Origin of the sequence: Porticoccus sp. (genome assembly GCA_023261185.1) — a bacterium.
Lineage (GTDB): Bacteria > Pseudomonadota > Gammaproteobacteria > Pseudomonadales > Porticoccaceae > Porticoccus > Porticoccus litoralis.
This window is the reverse complement of the sequence record JALRJN010000079.1, coordinates 23,419-40,737: the sequence shown is the minus strand read 5'-3', so window position 1 is coordinate 40,737 and position 17,319 is coordinate 23,419. Positions and strand designations below refer to the sequence as shown.

The 17,319-nt window shown below is 52.1% G+C and carries 20 protein-coding genes; 19 read left to right on the top strand and 1 reads right to left on the bottom strand.

All coding sequences use genetic code 11. The features are described 5' to 3' along the window. Nucleotides 1–337 (top strand): sigma-70 family RNA polymerase sigma factor (locus ACYZYZ_RS07640; protein WP_461483823.1); only part of this gene is annotated, 337 nt, incomplete at its 5' end. A 7-nt stretch (nucleotides 338–344) separates the two neighbouring features. Here ACYZYZ_RS07640 and ACYZYZ_RS07635 read toward each other — a convergent pair. Then, nucleotides 345–1,157: an inositol monophosphatase family protein gene (locus tag ACYZYZ_RS07635; RefSeq protein WP_305168988.1), complete on the bottom strand. Its 813-nt coding sequence runs from the start codon at nucleotides 1,155–1,157 to the stop codon at nucleotides 345–347. A gap of 187 nt (nucleotides 1,158–1,344) precedes the next feature. Between ACYZYZ_RS07635 and trmJ the strand changes: the two genes are divergently transcribed. From trmJ to bamB, 18 genes are all read left to right on the top strand, one after another. Further along, nucleotides 1,345–2,118 (top strand): tRNA (cytosine(32)/uridine(32)-2'-O)-methyltransferase TrmJ, encoded by a 774-nt coding sequence (gene trmJ, locus ACYZYZ_RS07630; protein ID WP_305168987.1) that lies wholly within the window; start codon nucleotides 1,345–1,347, stop codon nucleotides 2,116–2,118. Between the two features lie 98 nt (nucleotides 2,119–2,216). Continuing rightward, nucleotides 2,217–2,651 carry a Fe-S cluster assembly transcriptional regulator IscR gene (gene iscR / locus ACYZYZ_RS07625; protein WP_461483822.1) on the top strand — a complete coding sequence of 145 codons (435 nt, stop codon included), beginning with the start codon at nucleotides 2,217–2,219 and terminating at the stop codon, nucleotides 2,649–2,651. 42 nt (nucleotides 2,652–2,693) lie between these two features. Next, nucleotides 2,694–3,908, top strand: coding sequence for an IscS subfamily cysteine desulfurase (locus tag ACYZYZ_RS07620; RefSeq protein ID WP_461483821.1), 1,215 nt, complete (start codon nucleotides 2,694–2,696; stop codon nucleotides 3,906–3,908). A gap of 17 nt (nucleotides 3,909–3,925) precedes the next feature. Next, nucleotides 3,926–4,318 (top strand): Fe-S cluster assembly scaffold IscU, encoded by a 393-nt coding sequence (iscU, locus tag ACYZYZ_RS07615; RefSeq protein WP_305168984.1) that lies wholly within the window; start codon nucleotides 3,926–3,928, stop codon nucleotides 4,316–4,318. 35 nt (nucleotides 4,319–4,353) lie between these two features. Next, nucleotides 4,354–4,677: an iron-sulfur cluster assembly protein IscA gene (gene iscA, locus ACYZYZ_RS07610; protein ID WP_305168982.1), complete on the top strand. Its 324-nt coding sequence runs from the start codon at nucleotides 4,354–4,356 to the stop codon at nucleotides 4,675–4,677. A gap of 61 nt (nucleotides 4,678–4,738) precedes the next feature. Then, a complete protein-coding gene (hscB, locus tag ACYZYZ_RS07605) occupies nucleotides 4,739–5,269 on the top strand; it encodes a Fe-S protein assembly co-chaperone HscB (RefSeq protein WP_305168981.1) in 531 nt (176 codons plus the stop codon). A 13-nt stretch (nucleotides 5,270–5,282) separates the two neighbouring features. Then, entirely contained in the window at nucleotides 5,283–7,151 is a 1,869-nt protein-coding gene (gene hscA / locus ACYZYZ_RS07600) for a Fe-S protein assembly chaperone HscA (protein ID WP_305168980.1), read from the top strand. A gap of 1 nt (nucleotide 7,152) precedes the next feature. Next, nucleotides 7,153–7,491 carry an ISC system 2Fe-2S type ferredoxin gene (gene fdx, locus ACYZYZ_RS07595; protein WP_305168979.1) on the top strand — a complete coding sequence of 113 codons (339 nt, stop codon included), beginning with the start codon at nucleotides 7,153–7,155 and terminating at the stop codon, nucleotides 7,489–7,491. A gap of 14 nt (nucleotides 7,492–7,505) precedes the next feature. After that, entirely contained in the window at nucleotides 7,506–7,706 is a 201-nt protein-coding gene (gene iscX, locus ACYZYZ_RS07590) for a Fe-S cluster assembly protein IscX (protein WP_305168978.1), read from the top strand. A gap of 38 nt (nucleotides 7,707–7,744) precedes the next feature. Next, nucleotides 7,745–9,589, top strand: a complete 1,845-nt coding sequence (locus ACYZYZ_RS07585; protein ID WP_305168977.1) for a putative bifunctional diguanylate cyclase/phosphodiesterase — start codon at nucleotides 7,745–7,747, stop codon at nucleotides 9,587–9,589. A 145-nt stretch (nucleotides 9,590–9,734) separates the two neighbouring features. Beyond that, complete coding sequence (gene ndk / locus ACYZYZ_RS07580; protein ID WP_461483820.1) at nucleotides 9,735–10,160, top strand: nucleoside-diphosphate kinase; 426 nt, start codon at nucleotides 9,735–9,737, stop codon at nucleotides 10,158–10,160. 37 nt (nucleotides 10,161–10,197) lie between these two features. Further along, the gene (rlmN, locus tag ACYZYZ_RS07575) at nucleotides 10,198–11,361 is read left to right on the top strand and encodes a dual-specificity RNA methyltransferase RlmN (protein WP_461483819.1); all 1,164 of its coding nucleotides are present in this window, start codon (nucleotides 10,198–10,200) and stop codon (nucleotides 11,359–11,361) included. Nucleotides 11,362–11,394: 33 nt separating this feature from the next. After that, nucleotides 11,395–12,192, top strand: a complete 798-nt coding sequence (gene pilW, locus ACYZYZ_RS07570; RefSeq protein WP_305168974.1) for a type IV pilus biogenesis/stability protein PilW — start codon at nucleotides 11,395–11,397, stop codon at nucleotides 12,190–12,192. Beyond that, on the top strand, nucleotides 12,176–13,021 hold the full coding sequence (locus ACYZYZ_RS07565) for a helix-turn-helix domain-containing protein (protein WP_461483818.1): 846 nt from the start codon (nucleotides 12,176–12,178) through the stop codon (nucleotides 13,019–13,021). The genes pilW and ACYZYZ_RS07565 overlap by 17 nt, the downstream gene beginning before the upstream one ends. Nucleotides 13,022–13,031: 10 nt before the next feature. Then, nucleotides 13,032–14,144 carry a flavodoxin-dependent (E)-4-hydroxy-3-methylbut-2-enyl-diphosphate synthase gene (gene ispG, locus ACYZYZ_RS07560; RefSeq protein WP_305168972.1) on the top strand — a complete coding sequence of 371 codons (1,113 nt, stop codon included), beginning with the start codon at nucleotides 13,032–13,034 and terminating at the stop codon, nucleotides 14,142–14,144. After that, a complete protein-coding gene (gene hisS, locus ACYZYZ_RS07555; RefSeq protein ID WP_461483817.1) occupies nucleotides 14,144–15,433 on the top strand; it encodes a histidine--tRNA ligase in 1,290 nt (429 codons plus the stop codon). The genes ispG and hisS overlap by 1 nt, the downstream gene beginning before the upstream one ends. A gap of 2 nt (nucleotides 15,434–15,435) precedes the next feature. Then, on the top strand, nucleotides 15,436–16,137 hold the full coding sequence (locus tag ACYZYZ_RS07550; protein WP_461483816.1) for a YfgM family protein: 702 nt from the start codon (nucleotides 15,436–15,438) through the stop codon (nucleotides 16,135–16,137). Continuing rightward, nucleotides 16,137–17,309 carry an outer membrane protein assembly factor BamB gene (gene bamB / locus ACYZYZ_RS07545; RefSeq protein WP_305168968.1) on the top strand — a complete coding sequence of 391 codons (1,173 nt, stop codon included), beginning with the start codon at nucleotides 16,137–16,139 and terminating at the stop codon, nucleotides 17,307–17,309. Before ACYZYZ_RS07550 ends, bamB begins: the two co-directional genes overlap by 1 nt. Nucleotides 17,310–17,319: the final 10 nt, after the last annotated feature.

Genomic DNA, 17,319 nt, shown 5'->3' with positions numbered 1-17,319 from the left:
TTCCGTTGATGTGCCCATGGGCAAAGATGGTGATCGCATGCTGGTTGAAACCCTGGCAGACGAGCACCCCAGTGATCCTGAAGAGCTGGTCGAAGATCAGGATATGAATGACGCGGTTGAGCTTTGGTTGTCAGAGCTGACGGATAAGGAGCAGGAAGTGATTGTGCGTCGCTTCGGCTTACACGGACACGATGTGTGCACCCTAGAAGAAGTCGGCCACGAAATAGGGTTGACCCGAGAACGAGTCCGACAAATTCAGGTGGAAGCTTTACGCCGCCTGCGGTCAATCGTGAACAAGCAGGGCTTGGATGGACATACCTTGTTTGATGAAAACTGATCTTCTGTCAGTTTGAAGTCTCAATATGCCCCAGATGTTTTTGCACCACTTTGAGAGTAGGTTTAAACAGTTTTGGTGTGGCGCAGACAATATTCCCGCTATCCATATAGTTTTCACCGCCACTGAAGTCGCTGACCAGGCCACCGGCCTCTTTCACCAATAGCACACCGGCTGCAATGTCCCAGGGCTTCAGGTTCATTTCCCAGAATGCATCGACACGTCCCGCCGATAGATAAGCGAGGTCCAGTGAAGCAACACCGAGCCGACGTATACCAGACGATTGTGTCGCCAGTTCTGTAAGGCAGGACAGATAAGGCTCCATGTGGTCAATGGAGGGACTGTTAAAGGGGATGCCAGTGGCGACCAGAGATCCGGCGAGTCCAACTCTGCCTGACACGCGAATTCGCTTGCCGTTCAGAAAAGCACCGCGACCGCGGCTGGCTGTATATTCTTCCCGGCGCATGGGGTCAAACACCACGGCATGTTCCAGTTTGCCCTTATAGCGACAGCCAATGGACACTGCAAAGTGGGGGATACCATGAATAAAATTTGTGGTGCCATCCAGAGGGTCGATTATCCATTGATAGTCATCGTTTTCGCCCTGGAGGTGGCCTGACTCTTCGCCGATGATGCTGTGATCGGGATAGGCTTTACGCAGATGGTAAATAATTTCCTTTTCAGCGGCGCGGTCGATTTCTGTGACGTAATCGTTGCGGCCTTTTTCATCGATCTTGATCAAATCGCTGCGTTCAGTGGCGCGAGCAATCATATCCCCGGCTTTGCGGGCGGCACGAAGTGCGATATTAACCATCGGTTCCATTACTGCTATTCCACTGTGGCGAAAGCGCGGCATTGTAGCAGAGAGCTAGAGTTTGAGGGGAGTGGAAATCCATGATTTCACCTTTGCTTCCTGATAGAATTTGCGCCCTTCAAAAAGGCGGTTGTGCGTCGCTGTTTTCTTGAGAGCACAGGCGATCCCTGAGACTAACCATTAATGCAGGCCTAGTGTGTTTGAAAATGTTCGTATAGTGCTGGTGAATACCACACATCCTGGCAACATTGGTGGTGCCGCCAGGGCCATGAAGAATATGGGTCTGTCCCGCCTGTATCTCGTTTCCCCAAAAGAATATCCCGCTGATCGAGCCGTTTGGCGCGCCGCAAATGCACTGGATGTGCTGGATAATGCGGTTGTGGTAGACACGCTGGATGAAGCCGTTGGCAGTTGTGGCCTTGTTGTGGGTACTAGCGCCCGTGAGCGCCGCATTCCCTGGCCGCTCCTCAATCCTCGGGAGTGTGGTGAACGGGTCTGGCAAGAGTCCTCTGAGCATGAAGTGGCGATCGTATTTGGCCGGGAAGACCGGGGACTAACCAATGAAGAGTTGCATAAATGTACCTACCATGTGCACATACCCTCAAATCCTGAATACAGCTCCCTGAATCTTGCCGCAGCGGTGCAGGTGCTTTGTTATGAGGTACGAATGGCTTCTCTTGCAAACGCAGATGGTAAGTTGCCATCGCTGTGCGAGTGGGATGTACCCCCAGCCCGGGCGGAAGATTTGGAAATGTATTTTCAACATCTGGAGCAAGCGTTGGTGGATATAGGCTTCCACAGCCGCGATAACCCGCGCCAGACCATGCCACGACTTCGCAGGCTTTACAGCAGGATCCGACTAGATGAAATGGAGCTGTCGATTTTGCGCGGTGTGTTGACTGCTATGCAGAATCTCGCACACAAAATGCGGCAGCTTACAGGGGACAAGCAGAGCGACACCCGGACGTAATTCCGACTAAAAAACTATGTTATTTACTTGACTAAAATAGTGGGTTATTGGATAATTCCGGCATGTGTTTCATGAACTGAACGAGTGAGAGCATCTCTATGCGCCTGACAACTCGAGGTCGTTATGCTGTGACTGCCATGCTGGATTTGGCGCTGCATGGTGATAAAGGTCCCATAAGCCTGGCGGATATATCGCAGCGTCAGGAGATTTCACTGTCTTACCTGGAACAATTATTTGCCAAGTTGCGCCAGATGGATCTGGTTAGCAGCGTCAGGGGCCCCGGTGGCGGCTATCGCCTCTCACGGGACTGCACAGCTATCAACGTTGCCGAGATCATTGATGCTGTCAATGAGTCTATCGATGCAACTAGTTGTAACGGTAAGGGTAACTGCCAAAATGGCGGAGTCTGCCTGACCCACTATCTTTGGGATGACCTCAGCCAGCAGATTCACCGCTTTCTTAGTGGAATTACACTGGACAGTCTGGTGCAGCAACAGGAAGTGCGTCCGGTGATGTTGAGTGGCGCAGAGTAAAGCAAGCGCCGTCAATTGTGAAAATCTATTAGGAGTGACTGAATGAAACTGCCGATCTATCTGGACTATTCTGCAACCACGCCGGTTGACCCTCGGGTAGCCGCGAAGATGGCGGAATGTCTGACTACAGAGGGCAACTTCGGTAATCCGGCCTCCCGTTCGCATGCCTTTGGTTGGCAAGCGGAGGCGGCTGTTGAAGATGCGAGAGAACAGGTGGCGTCACTGTTGAATGCCGATCCCAGGGAAATTGTCTGGACTTCAGGTGCCACGGAAGCCAATAACTTGGCGATCAAGGGCTGTGCCCACTTCAATCAGAAAAAAGGCAAGCACATTATTACCTCCAAAATCGAGCACAAAGCGGTGCTCGACACCTGCCGCCAGTTGGAGCGAGAGGGCTATGAGGTTACTTATCTTGTCCCGGACGCCGACGGCTTGATTCAGCCGAGCGCTGTTTCCGAGGCGATTCGTGAAGACACTACGCTGGTGTCGCTGATGCACGTGAATAACGAGATCGGAACCATTAATGACATCGCGGCGATTGGCGAAGTTTGTCGTGAGCACAAGGTTTATTTCCACGTGGATGCCGCACAGAGTGCTGGCAAGGTGGAAATAGACATGGAAACCATGAAAGTTGACATGATGTCTTTGTCAGTCCACAAAATATATGGTCCCAAGGGCATTGGCGCTCTGTATGTGCGTCGCAAACCACGGGTTCGCATCGAAGCACAGATGCATGGCGCTGGCCATGAGCGCGGCATGCGCTCCGGAACGCTGGCCACTCATCAAATTGTCGGTATGGGTGAAGCTTTCCGTATTGCCAGAGAAGAGATGTCCGATGAAAACCAGCGTGTATTGGCGCTGCGTAATCGGCTTTGGCACGGTATTTCCGATATGGAGGCTGTCCACCTGAACGGCTCTTTAGAGCAGCGTGTTTCGGGAAATCTGAATGTCAGTTTTGCCTATGTAGAAGGTGAGTCTCTAATCATGGCGCTCAAGGATCTCGCGGTCTCATCCGGCTCAGCCTGTACCTCGGCCAGCCTGGAACCTTCCTATGTGCTACGTGCGTTGGGTCTGGATGATGAGCTGGCACACAGCTCCATTCGTTTCTCCATAGGTCGCTTTACAACTGCTGAAGAAATTGATTACGCCATTGAGCGAGTGCGGGAAGCCGTTAATAAATTACGGGAGCTATCTCCGCTCTGGGATATGTACAAAGACGGCATCGATCTGAGTCAGGTCGAGTGGGCCGCCCACTAACGTTGAGGAGTTAAATTATGTCTTACAGTGACAAAGTACTGGATCACTACGAAAGTCCCCGCAACGTTGGCAAGTTGGATGATAAAGCCAGCAACGTTGGCACGGGAATGGTTGGTGCCCCGGCCTGTGGCGATGTCATGCGCCTTCAGATTCAGGTGAATGAGGACGGTGTTATTGAGGACGCCAAATTTAAAACCTATGGCTGCGGATCTGCGATTGCCTCGAGCTCTTTGCTGACTGAGTGGGTCAAGGGTAAAACCCTTGAGCAGGCCGCAGAGATCAAGAACACCCAGATAGCAGAAGAGCTGGCATTGCCACCGGTGAAAATCCACTGTTCTGTGTTGGCGGAAGACGCGATTAAGGCCGCCGTCAGAGATGTTCGCCATAAGCGTGGCGAACAGACCGACTGAACTGACAGACAACTTGAGATAGCAGGAGAGAAATAATGGCAATTACCATGACCCAGGCAGCTGAGCAGCACATCACCAGGCACCTTGCTCACCGGGGACACGGTATTGGTATTCGCCTCGGTGTTAAGACCACGGGTTGTTCCGGGTTGTCCTATGTCCTTGAATTTGTCGATGACCAGCAGCCCGAGGACACGGTTTTTGACTGTGGTGATGCAAAGTTGTTTGTGGATCCTAAAAGTCTCGCCTATCTGGACGGCACAGAGTTGGATTTCGTAAAGGAAGGGCTCAATGAAGGTTTTCAGTTCAACAACCCCAATGTCAAGGAAGAGTGCGGTTGTGGTGAGAGTTTCCACATCTAGGTGGTAGAGAGCCCGATAGGGTATAAGAGCCTTTTTTGATATCTCGGTCGGAGCTGTTCTCGTGGAAATTTCAGACAATTTTTTCGAAATTTTCGGACTGCCTGTCAGTTATGATATCGACATCAGCCAGCTCTCAGAACGCTACCGCACCATGCAGCGGCAATTTCACCCAGACAAATATGCCGGCAAGCCCGCCCGCGAACAGCGGTTGGCGGAGCAGTATGCGGCTGTTGTGAATCAGGCCTACAACGAACTGAAATCACCACTGCTGCGTGCACAGTACCTGTTGTCGTTACACGGAGTGGATGGGGCTAATGAGACTGCCATCACCCGTGATCCTGACTTTCTAATGGAGCAAATGACGCTGCGCGAAGCCTTGTCAGAGGTTCGGGATGCCAACGATTCTCACGCGTCGCTTGCGGAGATTAATGAACATGCCATTGGCGAGTATCGCTCACTGCAGAAACTCTTCAGCGAGTGCCTGGGTGCAGCAGATATGGATCATGCTGCTGAAGCGGTGGCCAAGATGCAGTTTTTCAGCAAGCTCATCAGTGAAATTCATGAGCTTGAACACGAACTAGACGAAGAATAGGCGGTTACATCAAGTGGTTTTGTTACAGATATCTGAGCCCGGTCAGTCCCCGGAACCGCATCAGCGCCGGAGAGCAGTGGGCATTGACCTGGGCACTACGAACTCGCTGGTGGCAACTGTTCGCAGTGGTACGCCGGAAACGTTGCCTGACAACGAAGACCGCCACCTGCTGCCTTCAGTGGTCCATTACGAGGCGGACCAGAATATCTCTATTGGTTACGAGGCCCTCGAGTGGGCGGGTCGTGATGCGCTCAACACTCTCATTTCCGTTAAGCGCTTTATGGGTCGTGGTACAACAGATATCAAAACCCTGGGAGACCAGTTGCCCTATCAGTTTGTGTCAGGTGAAAGTGGCATGCCCAGCTTTAGAACATCTGCTGGAGATATTAGCCCTGTGGCGGCTTCTGCCGAAATTCTGCGAGCCCTTGTAGAGCGTGCGGAATCAGCCCTGGATGGTCCTCTGGATGGTGCGGTGATAACTGTTCCCGCTTATTTCGATGAAGCACAGCGTCAGGCCACGAAAGATGCTGCAACCCTGGCAGGAGTCAAGGTGCTGCGCCTGTTGAGTGAGCCCACGGCTGCCGCCGTTGCCTACGGACTCGACCAGGGAGGGGAGGGGGTAATAGCCGTTTATGACCTTGGCGGTGGAACCTTCGATATTTCCCTGCTGAGGTTGTCTCGCGGTGTCTTTGAAGTTCTGGCCACTGGTGGTGATTCAGCCCTCGGTGGTGATGACTTTGATCGTGCCATCGCCCAATGGTGCTGCGAACAGGCCGGGCTGGGTTCCGATCTCGATCCGCAGCAACAAAGACAATTGATGTCTGCTGCGCGCCAAGCCAAGGAAGCTTTGGCTGAGCAGGAAAGCGTGGCGATGGATGTGCTTGGCTGGCAAGGTTCATTGGACAGACACACCCTGAACACCCTTGTTGATCCCCTGATCGATAAAACATTGCGAGCCTGTCGGAGAAGCCTGAGGGATGCAGAGCTTGATAGTGATGAAATCGATGCTGTCGTTATGGTCGGTGGGTCGACACGTATGTTGAGGGTTCGCGAGCGGGTTGAAGAGACATTCAAACGCGAGCCCCTGGTCAATATCGACCCCGACCGCGTGGTGGCCATCGGCGCCGCACTTCAGGCTGATGTGCTGGTCGGCAATAAGCCCGGCGATGAAATGTTGTTGCTGGATGTAATTCCATTGTCGCTGGGTCTCGAAACCATGGGTGGTCTGATGGAAAAAATCATCCATCGCAATACCACCATACCGGTTGCCAAGGCTCAGGATTTCACCACCTTTAAGGATGGGCAAACAGCCATGGCTATCCACGTGCTGCAGGGGGAGCGGGAGCTGGTCAGCGATTGTCGTTCCTTGGCACGTTTTGAACTGCGAGGCATCCCGCCTATGGTGGCCGGTGCAGCAAAGATTCGCGTCAAATTCCAGGTAGACGCGGATGGCTTACTGAATGTGTCCGCCAAGGAATTAACCAGTGGTGTTGAGGCGCATGTTGAGGTCAAACCCTCCTATGGCCTGAATGACAAAGAAGTGACCCGGATGTTGAGGGAGTCCTACACCCATGCCCGGGATGATATGCAGTTGAGGGCCCTGAGAGAGCAGCAGGTCGAAGCAGATCGTCTCTACGAAGACCTCAGTGCCGCATTGGCGCAGGATGGCAAAGTCCTGCTTAATGAGAAGGAATACCATTGCCTTGAAGTGGCGTTGGACGATTTGCGTAACGTCAGGGAGAGCAGCAACCACCGTGAAATTGCCCGCCATATTGAGACAGTGTCGAAAACCAGTGAGGATTTCGCGGCACGTCGCATGGATGCCAGTATTAAAAAGGCGTTGGCCGGTCACAGCCTCGACGAGATCGATAAGGGCCTTTGAAATGACCAAGGTTGTATTTCTCCCACACGAAACCATCTGCCCGGAAGGGGCGGTGATTGAGGTCGAGCCTGGCGAAAGCATCTGTGAAGCGGCACTGCGCAATGATATTGAGATAGAACATGCCTGTGAAATGTCCTGTGCCTGTACAACCTGTCATGTCTATGTACGGGAGGGCTTTGATTCCCTTGAGGAAGCGGACGAGCTGGAAGAGGATTACCTCGACAAGGCCTGGGGTGTGGATCCGGATTCGCGGCTCAGTTGCCAGGCGGTTGTTAAAGATCAGGATTTAATTGTCGAAATACCTAAATACACCATCAATATGGTGTCCGAAAAGCACTAGTCGGAGTATTGGTCATGACACTGAAGTGGACCGATGTAATGGATCTGGCAATCGAGTTGTCGGAATCACACCCGGATGTTGATCCGCGGTATGTCAATTTTGTGGATTTGAGAAACTGGGTTCTCTCCCTGGAAGATTTTGATGATGATCCTCAGCGTTGTGGCGAAAAGGTGCTAGAGGCGATCCAGATGGCATGGATTGATGAACTCGATTAGAATGGTCCGCAGAATTTGATGTTGGTTAAGGGGTATAGATGAGCTCTAAAGAAGAGCTTTATAAAGTACTGGTTGAATCGGTACCCTATGGCACCCTTTTCTTTGCCTACGGCGTCTGTGTCGACGCCAATCAGAATGCCCTGAGGTTGTTGGAGTGTGAGCTCAAGCAACTGATCGGTGCCTCCGTTGATAAAATCAACGGTGATGAATCTTCTGCACTGGTTGACCTCAAGTTACAACTCAAAAAAGCCCAAATGGGCAAACAGAAAACGCTATCCTGGACCTGTCCCGGTCAGGGAGCCCCCATTCATGTTGAAGTCGTGTATGTAACAGAAGACGGCAAAGAAATGGTCGTCATGCTGAAAAGCGAGCAGGACAAGGCGGCCGCTTCCGGAGCTGAGGGCTATCACAGCAAACCTACAAATAGTGGTCAATCTGGCCTTGACGCATTGTCAGATAGCTGGGAGCCAATGGACGAGTCGGCTGTCACTAGTGTGGGTAATCCCGAGCTGATTGTTGATGACAGTGGCAGAGTGGTTTCTGAGCGCCGAGTCGCCGAGCGACGTGCTGATGATGGGCAAAAGCACTATTTTGACGGCTTGACCAGTCTCCCGAATCGCCAAATGTTGGCCGAATCGCTGGCAGATTTTCTGGAAATCCATCAAGGCGGTCCAGTTTGCGCCGCTGTCATGATGCTGGATCTCGACCACTTCAAGGATATCAATGATTCCTGGGGGCACAACGTTGGGGACCAGGTCATCAAGAAAATTGGCCAGGCACTCGTCAGCCTGGTGTCCGGGGACAACATGCTTGCCAGGATGAGTGGCGATGAGTTCGTCCTTTTCATTCCCGAACTGGCGGACGACCCCTCGAAAGCAGCCTGGAGTGCCCAGGCGATTGCAGAAAAACTGGGCGAGGCCGTAGCCAGTCCGATATTTCTCGATGGTCACGAGGTTATTCTCACCGCGAGTATTGGTATTGCCTTATTGACCGATGCTGACCTGAGAGCAGACCGTGTGTTGCAGTATGCGGATACCGCCATGTATGAGGCGAAGCGAAAAGGCCGCAACAGTATTGCGTTTTTTGACCCCAGCATTACTCAAAAAGCCCAGCGCCAGATTGGTATGAACACGCGGTTACGAAAAGCCATGGATAACCATGAGTTTGTCCTGTACATCCAGCCACAAATATCTGTTGAAACCGGTGAATTGTTGGGTGGTGAGGCATTGCTGCGCTGGATGAACGCAGACAAAGTGACCAATATGCCTTCGGAGTTTATTCCGGTGCTGGAGTCATCGGGGCTGATCGTCGATGTCGGGCGCTGGGTGATTCGAACGTCCTGTGAATATTTGCGTAATTTTATCGACATGGGTATCTGGCAGGATCATATGCGTCTTGGTATCAATATCAGCCCGCGCCAGTTCCGTGATCCCCAGTTGCTCGATATTGTCCAGCACAGTATGAAGAGCTACAACATCGACCCGAGCTTCCTGAACTTCGAGGTGACTGAAAGCCTGGTGATCGAAGACGTCGATGATGCTATTAAAAAAATGGAAGCCATCAAGGCCTTGGGAGCGATGTTTTCCATCGACGATTTTGGTATCGGGTATTCATCGATGATCTACCTGAAGCGACTGCCCTTCGACCAGCTCAAGATTGATCGTGAGTTTATCCGCAATATCCATCGCGATTCGGAAAGCCGTGGCATCGTGGAAGCGATCATGGCAGTTTCCAAACAATATGGGCTAAAGGTCACAGCAGAAGGTGTGGAAAGTCAGGAAGCCTTGGACATCCTGCGTGAGCTGGGTTGTCATTCCTATCAGGGCTCGCATTTCAGTATGCCCGTGCCCTGTGATCGCTTTACAAAATTGTTAGCTGCCTGAACATGAGTGGTCAGGAAACGGCCTTGAGAATTCCTTGTAACCCCTTGTATCGAAGAGTAAAATGCCCCCCCTTTTGAAGCGGCGGGCCGAGCTGGGTGCAGCAGGGCTCGCCAGGTTTTACAAATATCCCCCCTGGAGACCATTAATGGCTATTGAACGTACCCTTTCTATTATCAAACCCGATGCAGTGGCAAAGAATGTAATCGGCCAAATCTACAGCCGTTTTGAAAATGCGGGTTTGAAAATCGTCGCAGCAAAAATGCTGCACCTCTCCGAGGAGAAAGCGGGCGGTTTTTATGCTGAACACAAAGAACGTCCTTTCTTTGCCGACCTGGTTGGCTTCATGACATCCGGCCCGGTAGTCGTTCAGGTACTGGAAGGTGAAAATGCTGTTGCCCTGAATCGTGAATTGATGGGTGCAACCAACCCCAAGGAAGCCGATGCTGGCACTATTCGTGCAGATTTTGCGGAATCCATTGACGCCAACGCTGTCCATGGTTCTGACTCGACAACTTCCGCTGCTCGTGAAGTGGCATACTTCTTTGCAGAAGATGAAATTTGTCCCAGATAATTGATGCCCAACCCTATGCCGAAAGGCAGGATAATTGATGACAGCATTGAACACTGACATCAACCAGACAGTAGAGCCCCAGGAGGAGAAAATAAACCTGCTGGGGCTTTCTGCTGAAAAACTGGTGGAATTTTTTGCCTCTCTGGGCGAAAAACCTTTTCGTGCCACACAGGTTTTGAAGTGGATTCACCAGCTTGGTGTTGATGACTTTGAGCAGATGACAAATCTTTCAAAGGCCCTTCGTGAACGCTTGAAAATTGTGGCTGAAATCCGCGCACCAGAGGTGGTCTCCCAGCATGATTCAGCGGATGGAACACGGAAATGGCTGATTCGTGTGGCGGGTGGTAGCTGTATTGAAACAGTATTTATTCCGGAAAAAGATCGCGGCACATTGTGTGTTTCCTCGCAGGTTGGCTGCTCCCTCGACTGCAGCTTCTGCGCCACGGGGAAGCAAGGGTTTAATCGTGACCTGACCGCGGCGGAGATCATTGGCCAGGTTTGGATTGCAGCAAAATCCTTTGACTCTCTGACCGTCGGAGCTGACCGCGTAGTCAGCAATGTAGTGATGATGGGCATGGGTGAGCCTCTACTGAACTTTGATAATGTGGTGGACGCCATGTCCCTGATGCTCCACGACTGTGCCTATGGTCTTTCCAAGCGCCGGGTGACCTTGAGCACGTCGGGGGTTGTCCCCGCCATTGACCGGCTGGGTGAGGTTTCAGACGTTTCTCTGGCCATTTCGCTGCATGCGCCAAATGACGAGTTGCGCAACGAGCTGGTGCCTATCAATCGCAAATACCCCATAGCCATGCTGCTGGATTCGGCGCGTCGGTATCTGGAAAAAATGCCTGATACCCACCGTAAAATTACGGTGGAGTACACGTTGATTGACCATGTTAATGATCGTGATGAGCACGCAAAACAGTTGGCCAAACTGCTCAAGGATTTACCTTGTAAGATCAACCTGATTCCATTCAACCCGTTTGTACAGTCTGATTACAAAAAAGTTACAAACACTGCCCTGAATCGCTTTCGGGACATCCTCTACAAGGAAGGGCATATCGTCACCGTGAGAACAACCCGTGGTGATGACATCGCGGCAGCCTGTGGTCAATTGGCGGGTACAGTGAATGACAAGACACGTCGCAGCGAGCGTTACCAGAACCAGGTGGTGGAGTCGCCAGTCAGGTTTGTGGGGTAATGGATAACAATGCAATCCAGGGGTGAAGGACGCATGAAGCTCAGAACCATAGTCACAGTCATCGTGGCCGTATTTTCGATGGCAATGATACAGGGCTGCACCACATCGTCCACGACGGTGAACGGTGCACCGAGTGTGAGCCCCGATACTGAAAAGGCCTTAGAGACACGCTTGCAACTGGCCCTGGGATACATGACCCAGGGTGATCGGGAACGCGCCCGAGAGCATCTTGAGAAAGCGATGCGAATCAACAGTCGTTCACCCGAGGTGCATGACGTATGGGCCCTGTTGTATCAGCAGGAAATGGAGCTGGCTGAGGCGGAATCCCACTATAAAAAAGCTCTAAGTTACGACCCAGGCTTTACCCGTAGCCGCAACAATTACGGCATGTTCCTGCTGCGCCAAGAGCGTTATGAGGAAGCATACCAACAGTTTGTTAAAGGCTCTGAAGATCTGGCCTACCCTAAACGCGGTGAAATTTTCTATAAGGCTGGTGTCACGGCAATCAAGCTCAACAAACTAACGGAAGGGGAAGAAGCTCTGCAAAAGGCCGTCGTGCTGGCGCCGCAGATGTCCCAACCCTATCTGGAGTTGGCAGAGATCGCTTATACGCGCGCGGATTATCAACGCGCCAAGCAACTGTTGGAAAAATATAATGATGCTCGGCGGAGACCGACGCCCAGGGGTTTGTGGTTGGGAGTAAAACTGGAAAATCGACTTGGAAATCGAGATGCGGAAGCGAGTCAGGGACTGGCACTGAAAAATCTGTTTCCCGATTCTCGGGAAAACCAGGAATACCTGAACTGGCTACAAAATGACAAACAAGACTGAAGCAAAAAAGCAGACAGACACAGCCCCGGCAATGGAGGTGTCTCCGGGCGAGCAGCTCCGTAGAGCCAGAAAGGAAAAAGGCCTAGGAATTGATGATCTGGTACCCCAGTTGGGGTTGCCGGCCAGGGTTTTGAACGCCATTGAAACGGACGACTACGAGCGCCTGCCCGCGCCGGTGTATGTCAGGGGTTATGTGCGTCGTTACTGTGCATTGCTTGAACTACCGGAAGAACCGGCGCTACAAGCCGTTGAGCAGCAGTTGGCCGCCCGGGGCATCAAGGATCATTCACCCTCACTTATACTTCCGGCTGCCCCGAGAAAGAAGTTTAAATTTCGTCTGAGTTTCTTGGTGGTACCGTTGATTCTGATTTTGTTGGTGGTTGCCGCTGTATTTGTGTGGGCGATGCAGACCGATGAAACCATCAACCTTCCACAAGTGGAAAAATCTGCTGTCACCATACAACCACAACTTGAAATGAAGCAGTTGCCGAATCTCAGCAGTAACAATGTGCAAACCTATGAGGAGCCGAATCCTACGGTCCGGGCGGTGGCAGAGGAGGGTGGTGATGATGGTATTCGCAATCTTTATATCCGTGTGGTTCAGCAAAGCTGGGTTGAAGTCTTTGATGCCGAAGGTGGCATGCTGGTTGCCGATTTGAAATCTTCGGGTACCGAACTGGATGTGAATGGCCTGGCGCCGTTTACCGTAATATTGGGCTATGCCCCAGGTATAGAAATTATGTATGCCGGTGAGCCGATCACCGTTGCCACCATTGCCAACGATAATACGGCAACACTAAAGATCGGTGATGATTTGACCTCGGAGTAGTAGACAGTCCATGCATTTTGAATCCCCGATAGTCCGCAGGCAGTCCCGCCAGATCATGGTAGGCAACGTTCCTGTGGGTGGCGATGCGCCCATTTCCATACAGAGCATGACCAATACGGAAACGACCGATGTGGCCGCGACCGTCGCACAGATTTTACGCCTCGAAGCTGCAGGTGCGGATATTGTGCGCGTTTCTGTACCCAGTATGGAGGCCGCCGAAGCGTTTGGCCTGATTCGTCAGCAGGTGTCAGTGCCCCTGGTGGCAGACATTCATTTTGACTATCGAATTGCTTTGCGGGTCGCGGATCTGGGCGTTGATTGTCTGCGCATCAACCCGGGAAATATCGGCAGGGAAAAGCGTATCCAGGCCGTGGTTGATAAGGCCCGTGACCTCAATATTCCGATACGTATCGGGGTGAATGCCGGGTCACTGGAGAAAGATCTACAAAAGAAATACGGTGAGCCAACCCCGGACGCTCTGGTGGAATCCGCCATGCGACATGTGGAGATTCTCGACAGCCTGAATTTCAACAACTTTAAATTGAGTTTAAAAGCGTCGGATATTTTTATGGCCGTCGCAGCCTACCGCAAAATAGCCACCCAGATAGACAACCCGTTGCACTTGGGGATAACCGAAGCTGGGGGCTTGCGAGGTGGTACGGTAAAATCTTCCATCGGTCTCGGTTTACTGTTGATGGATGGCATTGGGGACACAATTCGCGTTTCCCTTGCCGCTGATCCCGTGGAAGAGGTTAAAGTCGGCTGGGATATGCTGAAGAGCCTCAAGCTGCGCAGCAAGGGAGTCAATTTTATCGCTTGTCCCAGTTGTTCCAGGCAGAATTTTGATGTCATTAAAACCATGAACGAGCTGGAAACCAGGTTGGAAGATATCACCACGCCGATAGATGTTGCTGTCATTGGCTGTATCGTCAATGGTCCTGGGGAAGCCAAGGAAGTGGATCTGGGCCTCACTGGTGGCACACCAAACAATCTGGTGTATATCGATGGTCAGCCCAGCCAGAAGCTGGGGCAGGAAAACCTGGTGGATGAACTCGAGCAATTGATTCGCACCAAAGCCAGCCAGAAAGCAGCACAACAAGAAAATCTGATAGCGAAGTCCTGATGAAAAAAATTCAATCCATCCGGGGGATGAATGATCTTCTGCCCGATGAGTCGCCCGTTTGGCAGTATCTGGAAAAAACCGTTTCGGAATTGTTAGCCAGGTATGGCTACCGGGAAATCCGTTTTCCCATTCTCGAACCCACTGAGTTGTTCAAACGCTCTATCGGTGAAGTAACCGATATCGTTGAAAAAGAAATGTATACCTTTGACGACCGCAACGGCGACAGCGTTACCCTGCGACCGGAGGGTACAGCAGGTTGTGTCCGCGCCTGTGAACAGCATGGGCTGACCTTCAATCAAGTACAAAGACTTTGGTATCAGGGCCCCATGTTCCGATATGAGCGCCCGCAAAAAGGTCGCCTGCGTCAGTTCCATCAAATTGGTATTGAGGTATTCGGCCTGGAAGGTCCGGATATCGACGCCGAGCAATTGGTCATGATCTGGCGGTTGTGGCAGCAGCTCGGTATTGATCAGGTGGTGACGTTGGAAGTGAATTCACTTGGCACCGTGGAATCCCGCGGTCGCTATCGGGATGCGTTGGTAGAGTTTCTGGAATCTCGCAAAGAGCTGCTCGATGAAGACAGTCAGAGGCGCTTGTATAGTAACCCCATGAGAATCCTCGATAGCAAAAATCCCGAGACTCAAAAACTGCTGGATGGTGCTCCACAGTTGGCGGATTTTCTCGAGGACGAATCGCGTCAACATTTTGAGCAGCTGCTGTGCCTACTGGATGGGGCCGGTGTTCCCTACCGGGTGAACCCGAGACTGGTCAGAGGACTGGACTATTACGGTAAGACGGTCTTCGAATGGGTAACCAATGCGCTGGGAGCTCAGGGTACAGTCTGTGCAGGTGGACGTTATGATGGTCTGGTAGAGCAGCTGGGTGGAAAACATACACCGGCGGTCGGTTTTGCCATGGGCGTTGAGCGTTTGGTATTGCTGCTTGACGCCGCTGGTGTGGTACCGGATAGTATCGCCCGGCGAGTTGACGTCTACCTGCTGGCAGCGGGTGATGTTCAGGTTCAGGCTTTGCAGCTGGGTGAAACCTTGCGAAGTCAGTGTCCGCAATTGCGCGTTCTAAACCACTGTGGTGGTGGCAGTTTCAAGAGCCAGATGAAAAAAGCAGACCGCTGTGGTGCACAGATAGCGCTGATTCTCGGCGAAGATGAAGCTGCCAGTGGCAAAGTGTCCGTGAAATTTTTGCGTGAAGATAAACCCCAACAAACAATGAGCATTACCGAGACACTGGCAATGCTGAATGAATACGATTTTGAAAAAGGTGAGGTCTAACAGTGGCAGAACATCTCAGCGAAGAGGAACAGCTGGAAAGTCTCAAACGCTGGTGGAAAGAGAACGGTCTGTCCACGGTGATTGTGGTTGTGCTCGCCGTGGGCGGGTATTTCGGTTGGGACTTATGGAAAGGTCACCGTCAGGCGCAGACGGAAGCGGCAGCCATTGTCTATCAGCAGATGATGGAAGTCTCGCAGGTACAGCCCGGACAGGCACTTGAAGCTGAGAAGCGGGAGCAGGCGGTAGCATTGGCAGAGCAGCTGAAAAGCGAGCATGCCAGTAGTCAGTATGCCCGCTACGCGGCGATGTTGCTGGCGCGCCTGGCTGTGGAAGCTGATGACCTGGAGGTTGCCAAAAGCCAGCTGCAGTGGGCGGAGAAAGGTGCAGATGATGGATTGTTACTGATTATTAAGTTGCGCCTGGCCCGACTGGAAGCCGCATCAGGTAATCTGGGCAAAGCCATTGATATGCTGAAAGGTGTTGATGCCGGGGCCATGGGTTCGGCTTACGCTGAAGCAATTGGTGATTTTCAGGTAATTAAAGGTGATAAAGCGGCTGCCTATACTGCCTATCGTGATGCCCTGCAAAAGCTTGTGCTCAATGACAACCAGACACGTACCATTATAGAGCTGAAGCTCAATCATGTGGCACCCGAGGTTGAAACAACTGATCCGGTTGATCCAGCCTCCGAGGGAGATGCCTGATGAGACATTTAACCTGGCTATTGGCAGCTTGCCTATTGATCTCAGGGTGTAGCATTTCCTCTATCAAGGATAAGCTGGGTACGCCTAAAGTTGACGATGCAGGCGAAAAGATTGCCCCTGCTGCCCTGCAGGAATTCATGCAGGAAGCCAAGTTTACAAAGCGTTGGTCCACTAATGCTGTGGGCAAATATCGCTCAGTTAATGGTGGCATTCGCCCGGCCATCTCGAATGGAATGATCTACGTGGCGGATAGTCAGGGCGAGGTGGCTGCCATTGATGCTGCTTCCGGCGAAAAACGCTGGAAAGTGGAACTGGATGTTGATCTCGGCGGTGGTGTAGGCGTGGGCAATGATCTCGTCCTCGTGGGCAGTACCCTGGGTGATGTGTTCGCCCTGGATGCCAACACTGGTGAGCAGCGTTGGCATACTTATGTGACCAGCGAAATATTGGCAGCGCCTGGTACCAATGGCATCGTCGTGGCTGTGCAATCACAGGATGGCCGTGTGGTTGGCTTGGATGCCGACGATGGCAAAAAACTCTGGGTTTTTGAAGCAGATGTTCCAGTGCTAACCCTGCGGGGCACAACATCGCCCCAGGTTGGCTACGACGCAGTTATTGTCACCTTTGCCAACGGCAAAGTGCACGCCCTGAACCCGAATTCCGGTGAGGAGATCTGGGAAAATCGGGTCGCGGTACCCCAGGGGCGTACAGAACTTGAGCGTATGGTGGACATCGATGGTCAGCCTGTGCAGTCAGGTGAAATACTCTATGTGGCCAGCTACCAGGGTCGCATTGGCGCTATCGCCCGATCCACAGGCCGCGGTATCTGGTATCAGGATGCGTCAACCACGCGCGATCTCGCCTTCGGTCTGGAACAGATTTACCTGGTTCAAAAGAATGATGCCATTGAGGCCATGCGGGCCAGCAGCGGGCAACAATTGTGGCTTAACGCTCAATTGACTTACCGCAAGCTGAGCAGCCCGGTGGTGTTCAATGGTTACGTGGTGGTCGGTGATGCAGAGGGATTCCTGCATGCGCTGTCTCAGACGGATGGCCATTTTGTCGCTCGTGCCAAAGTGGGGAGTGGTGTCACAGCACCCATGCTGGTCGATGACGAAACACTCTATATCCTGGATAACAGTGGTAAATTGTCTGCTTTCAGTATTGAGTAAATGGCTGTAG

What these genes read in the sequence shown, in the direction of transcription:
- ACYZYZ_RS07585 (WP_305168977.1), top strand. Translation starts at nt 7,745, where the DNA reads ATGAGCTCTAAAGAAGAGCTTTATAAAGTACTGGTTGAATCGGTACCC.
- ACYZYZ_RS07565 (WP_461483818.1), top strand. Translation starts at nt 12,176, where the DNA reads ATGACAAACAAGACTGAAGCAAAAAAGCAGACAGACACAGCCCCGGCA.
- iscU (WP_305168984.1), top strand. Translation starts at nt 3,926, where the DNA reads ATGTCTTACAGTGACAAAGTACTGGATCACTACGAAAGTCCCCGCAAC.
- iscX (WP_305168978.1), top strand. Translation starts at nt 7,506, where the DNA reads ATGACACTGAAGTGGACCGATGTAATGGATCTGGCAATCGAGTTGTCG.
- hisS (WP_461483817.1), top strand. Translation starts at nt 14,144, where the DNA reads ATGAAAAAAATTCAATCCATCCGGGGGATGAATGATCTTCTGCCCGAT.
- fdx (WP_305168979.1), top strand. Translation starts at nt 7,153, where the DNA reads ATGACCAAGGTTGTATTTCTCCCACACGAAACCATCTGCCCGGAAGGG.
- bamB (WP_305168968.1), top strand. Translation starts at nt 16,137, where the DNA reads ATGAGACATTTAACCTGGCTATTGGCAGCTTGCCTATTGATCTCAGGG.
- ACYZYZ_RS07620 (WP_461483821.1), top strand. Translation starts at nt 2,694, where the DNA reads ATGAAACTGCCGATCTATCTGGACTATTCTGCAACCACGCCGGTTGAC.
- ACYZYZ_RS07635 (WP_305168988.1), bottom strand. Translation starts at nt 1,157, where the DNA reads ATGGAACCGATGGTTAATATCGCACTTCGTGCCGCCCGCAAAGCCGGG.
- iscA (WP_305168982.1), top strand. Translation starts at nt 4,354, where the DNA reads ATGGCAATTACCATGACCCAGGCAGCTGAGCAGCACATCACCAGGCAC.
- ndk (WP_461483820.1), top strand. Translation starts at nt 9,735, where the DNA reads ATGGCTATTGAACGTACCCTTTCTATTATCAAACCCGATGCAGTGGCA.
- ispG (WP_305168972.1), top strand. Translation starts at nt 13,032, where the DNA reads ATGCATTTTGAATCCCCGATAGTCCGCAGGCAGTCCCGCCAGATCATG.
- pilW (WP_305168974.1), top strand. Translation starts at nt 11,395, where the DNA reads ATGAAGCTCAGAACCATAGTCACAGTCATCGTGGCCGTATTTTCGATG.
- rlmN (WP_461483819.1), top strand. Translation starts at nt 10,198, where the DNA reads ATGACAGCATTGAACACTGACATCAACCAGACAGTAGAGCCCCAGGAG.
- iscR (WP_461483822.1), top strand. Translation starts at nt 2,217, where the DNA reads ATGCGCCTGACAACTCGAGGTCGTTATGCTGTGACTGCCATGCTGGAT.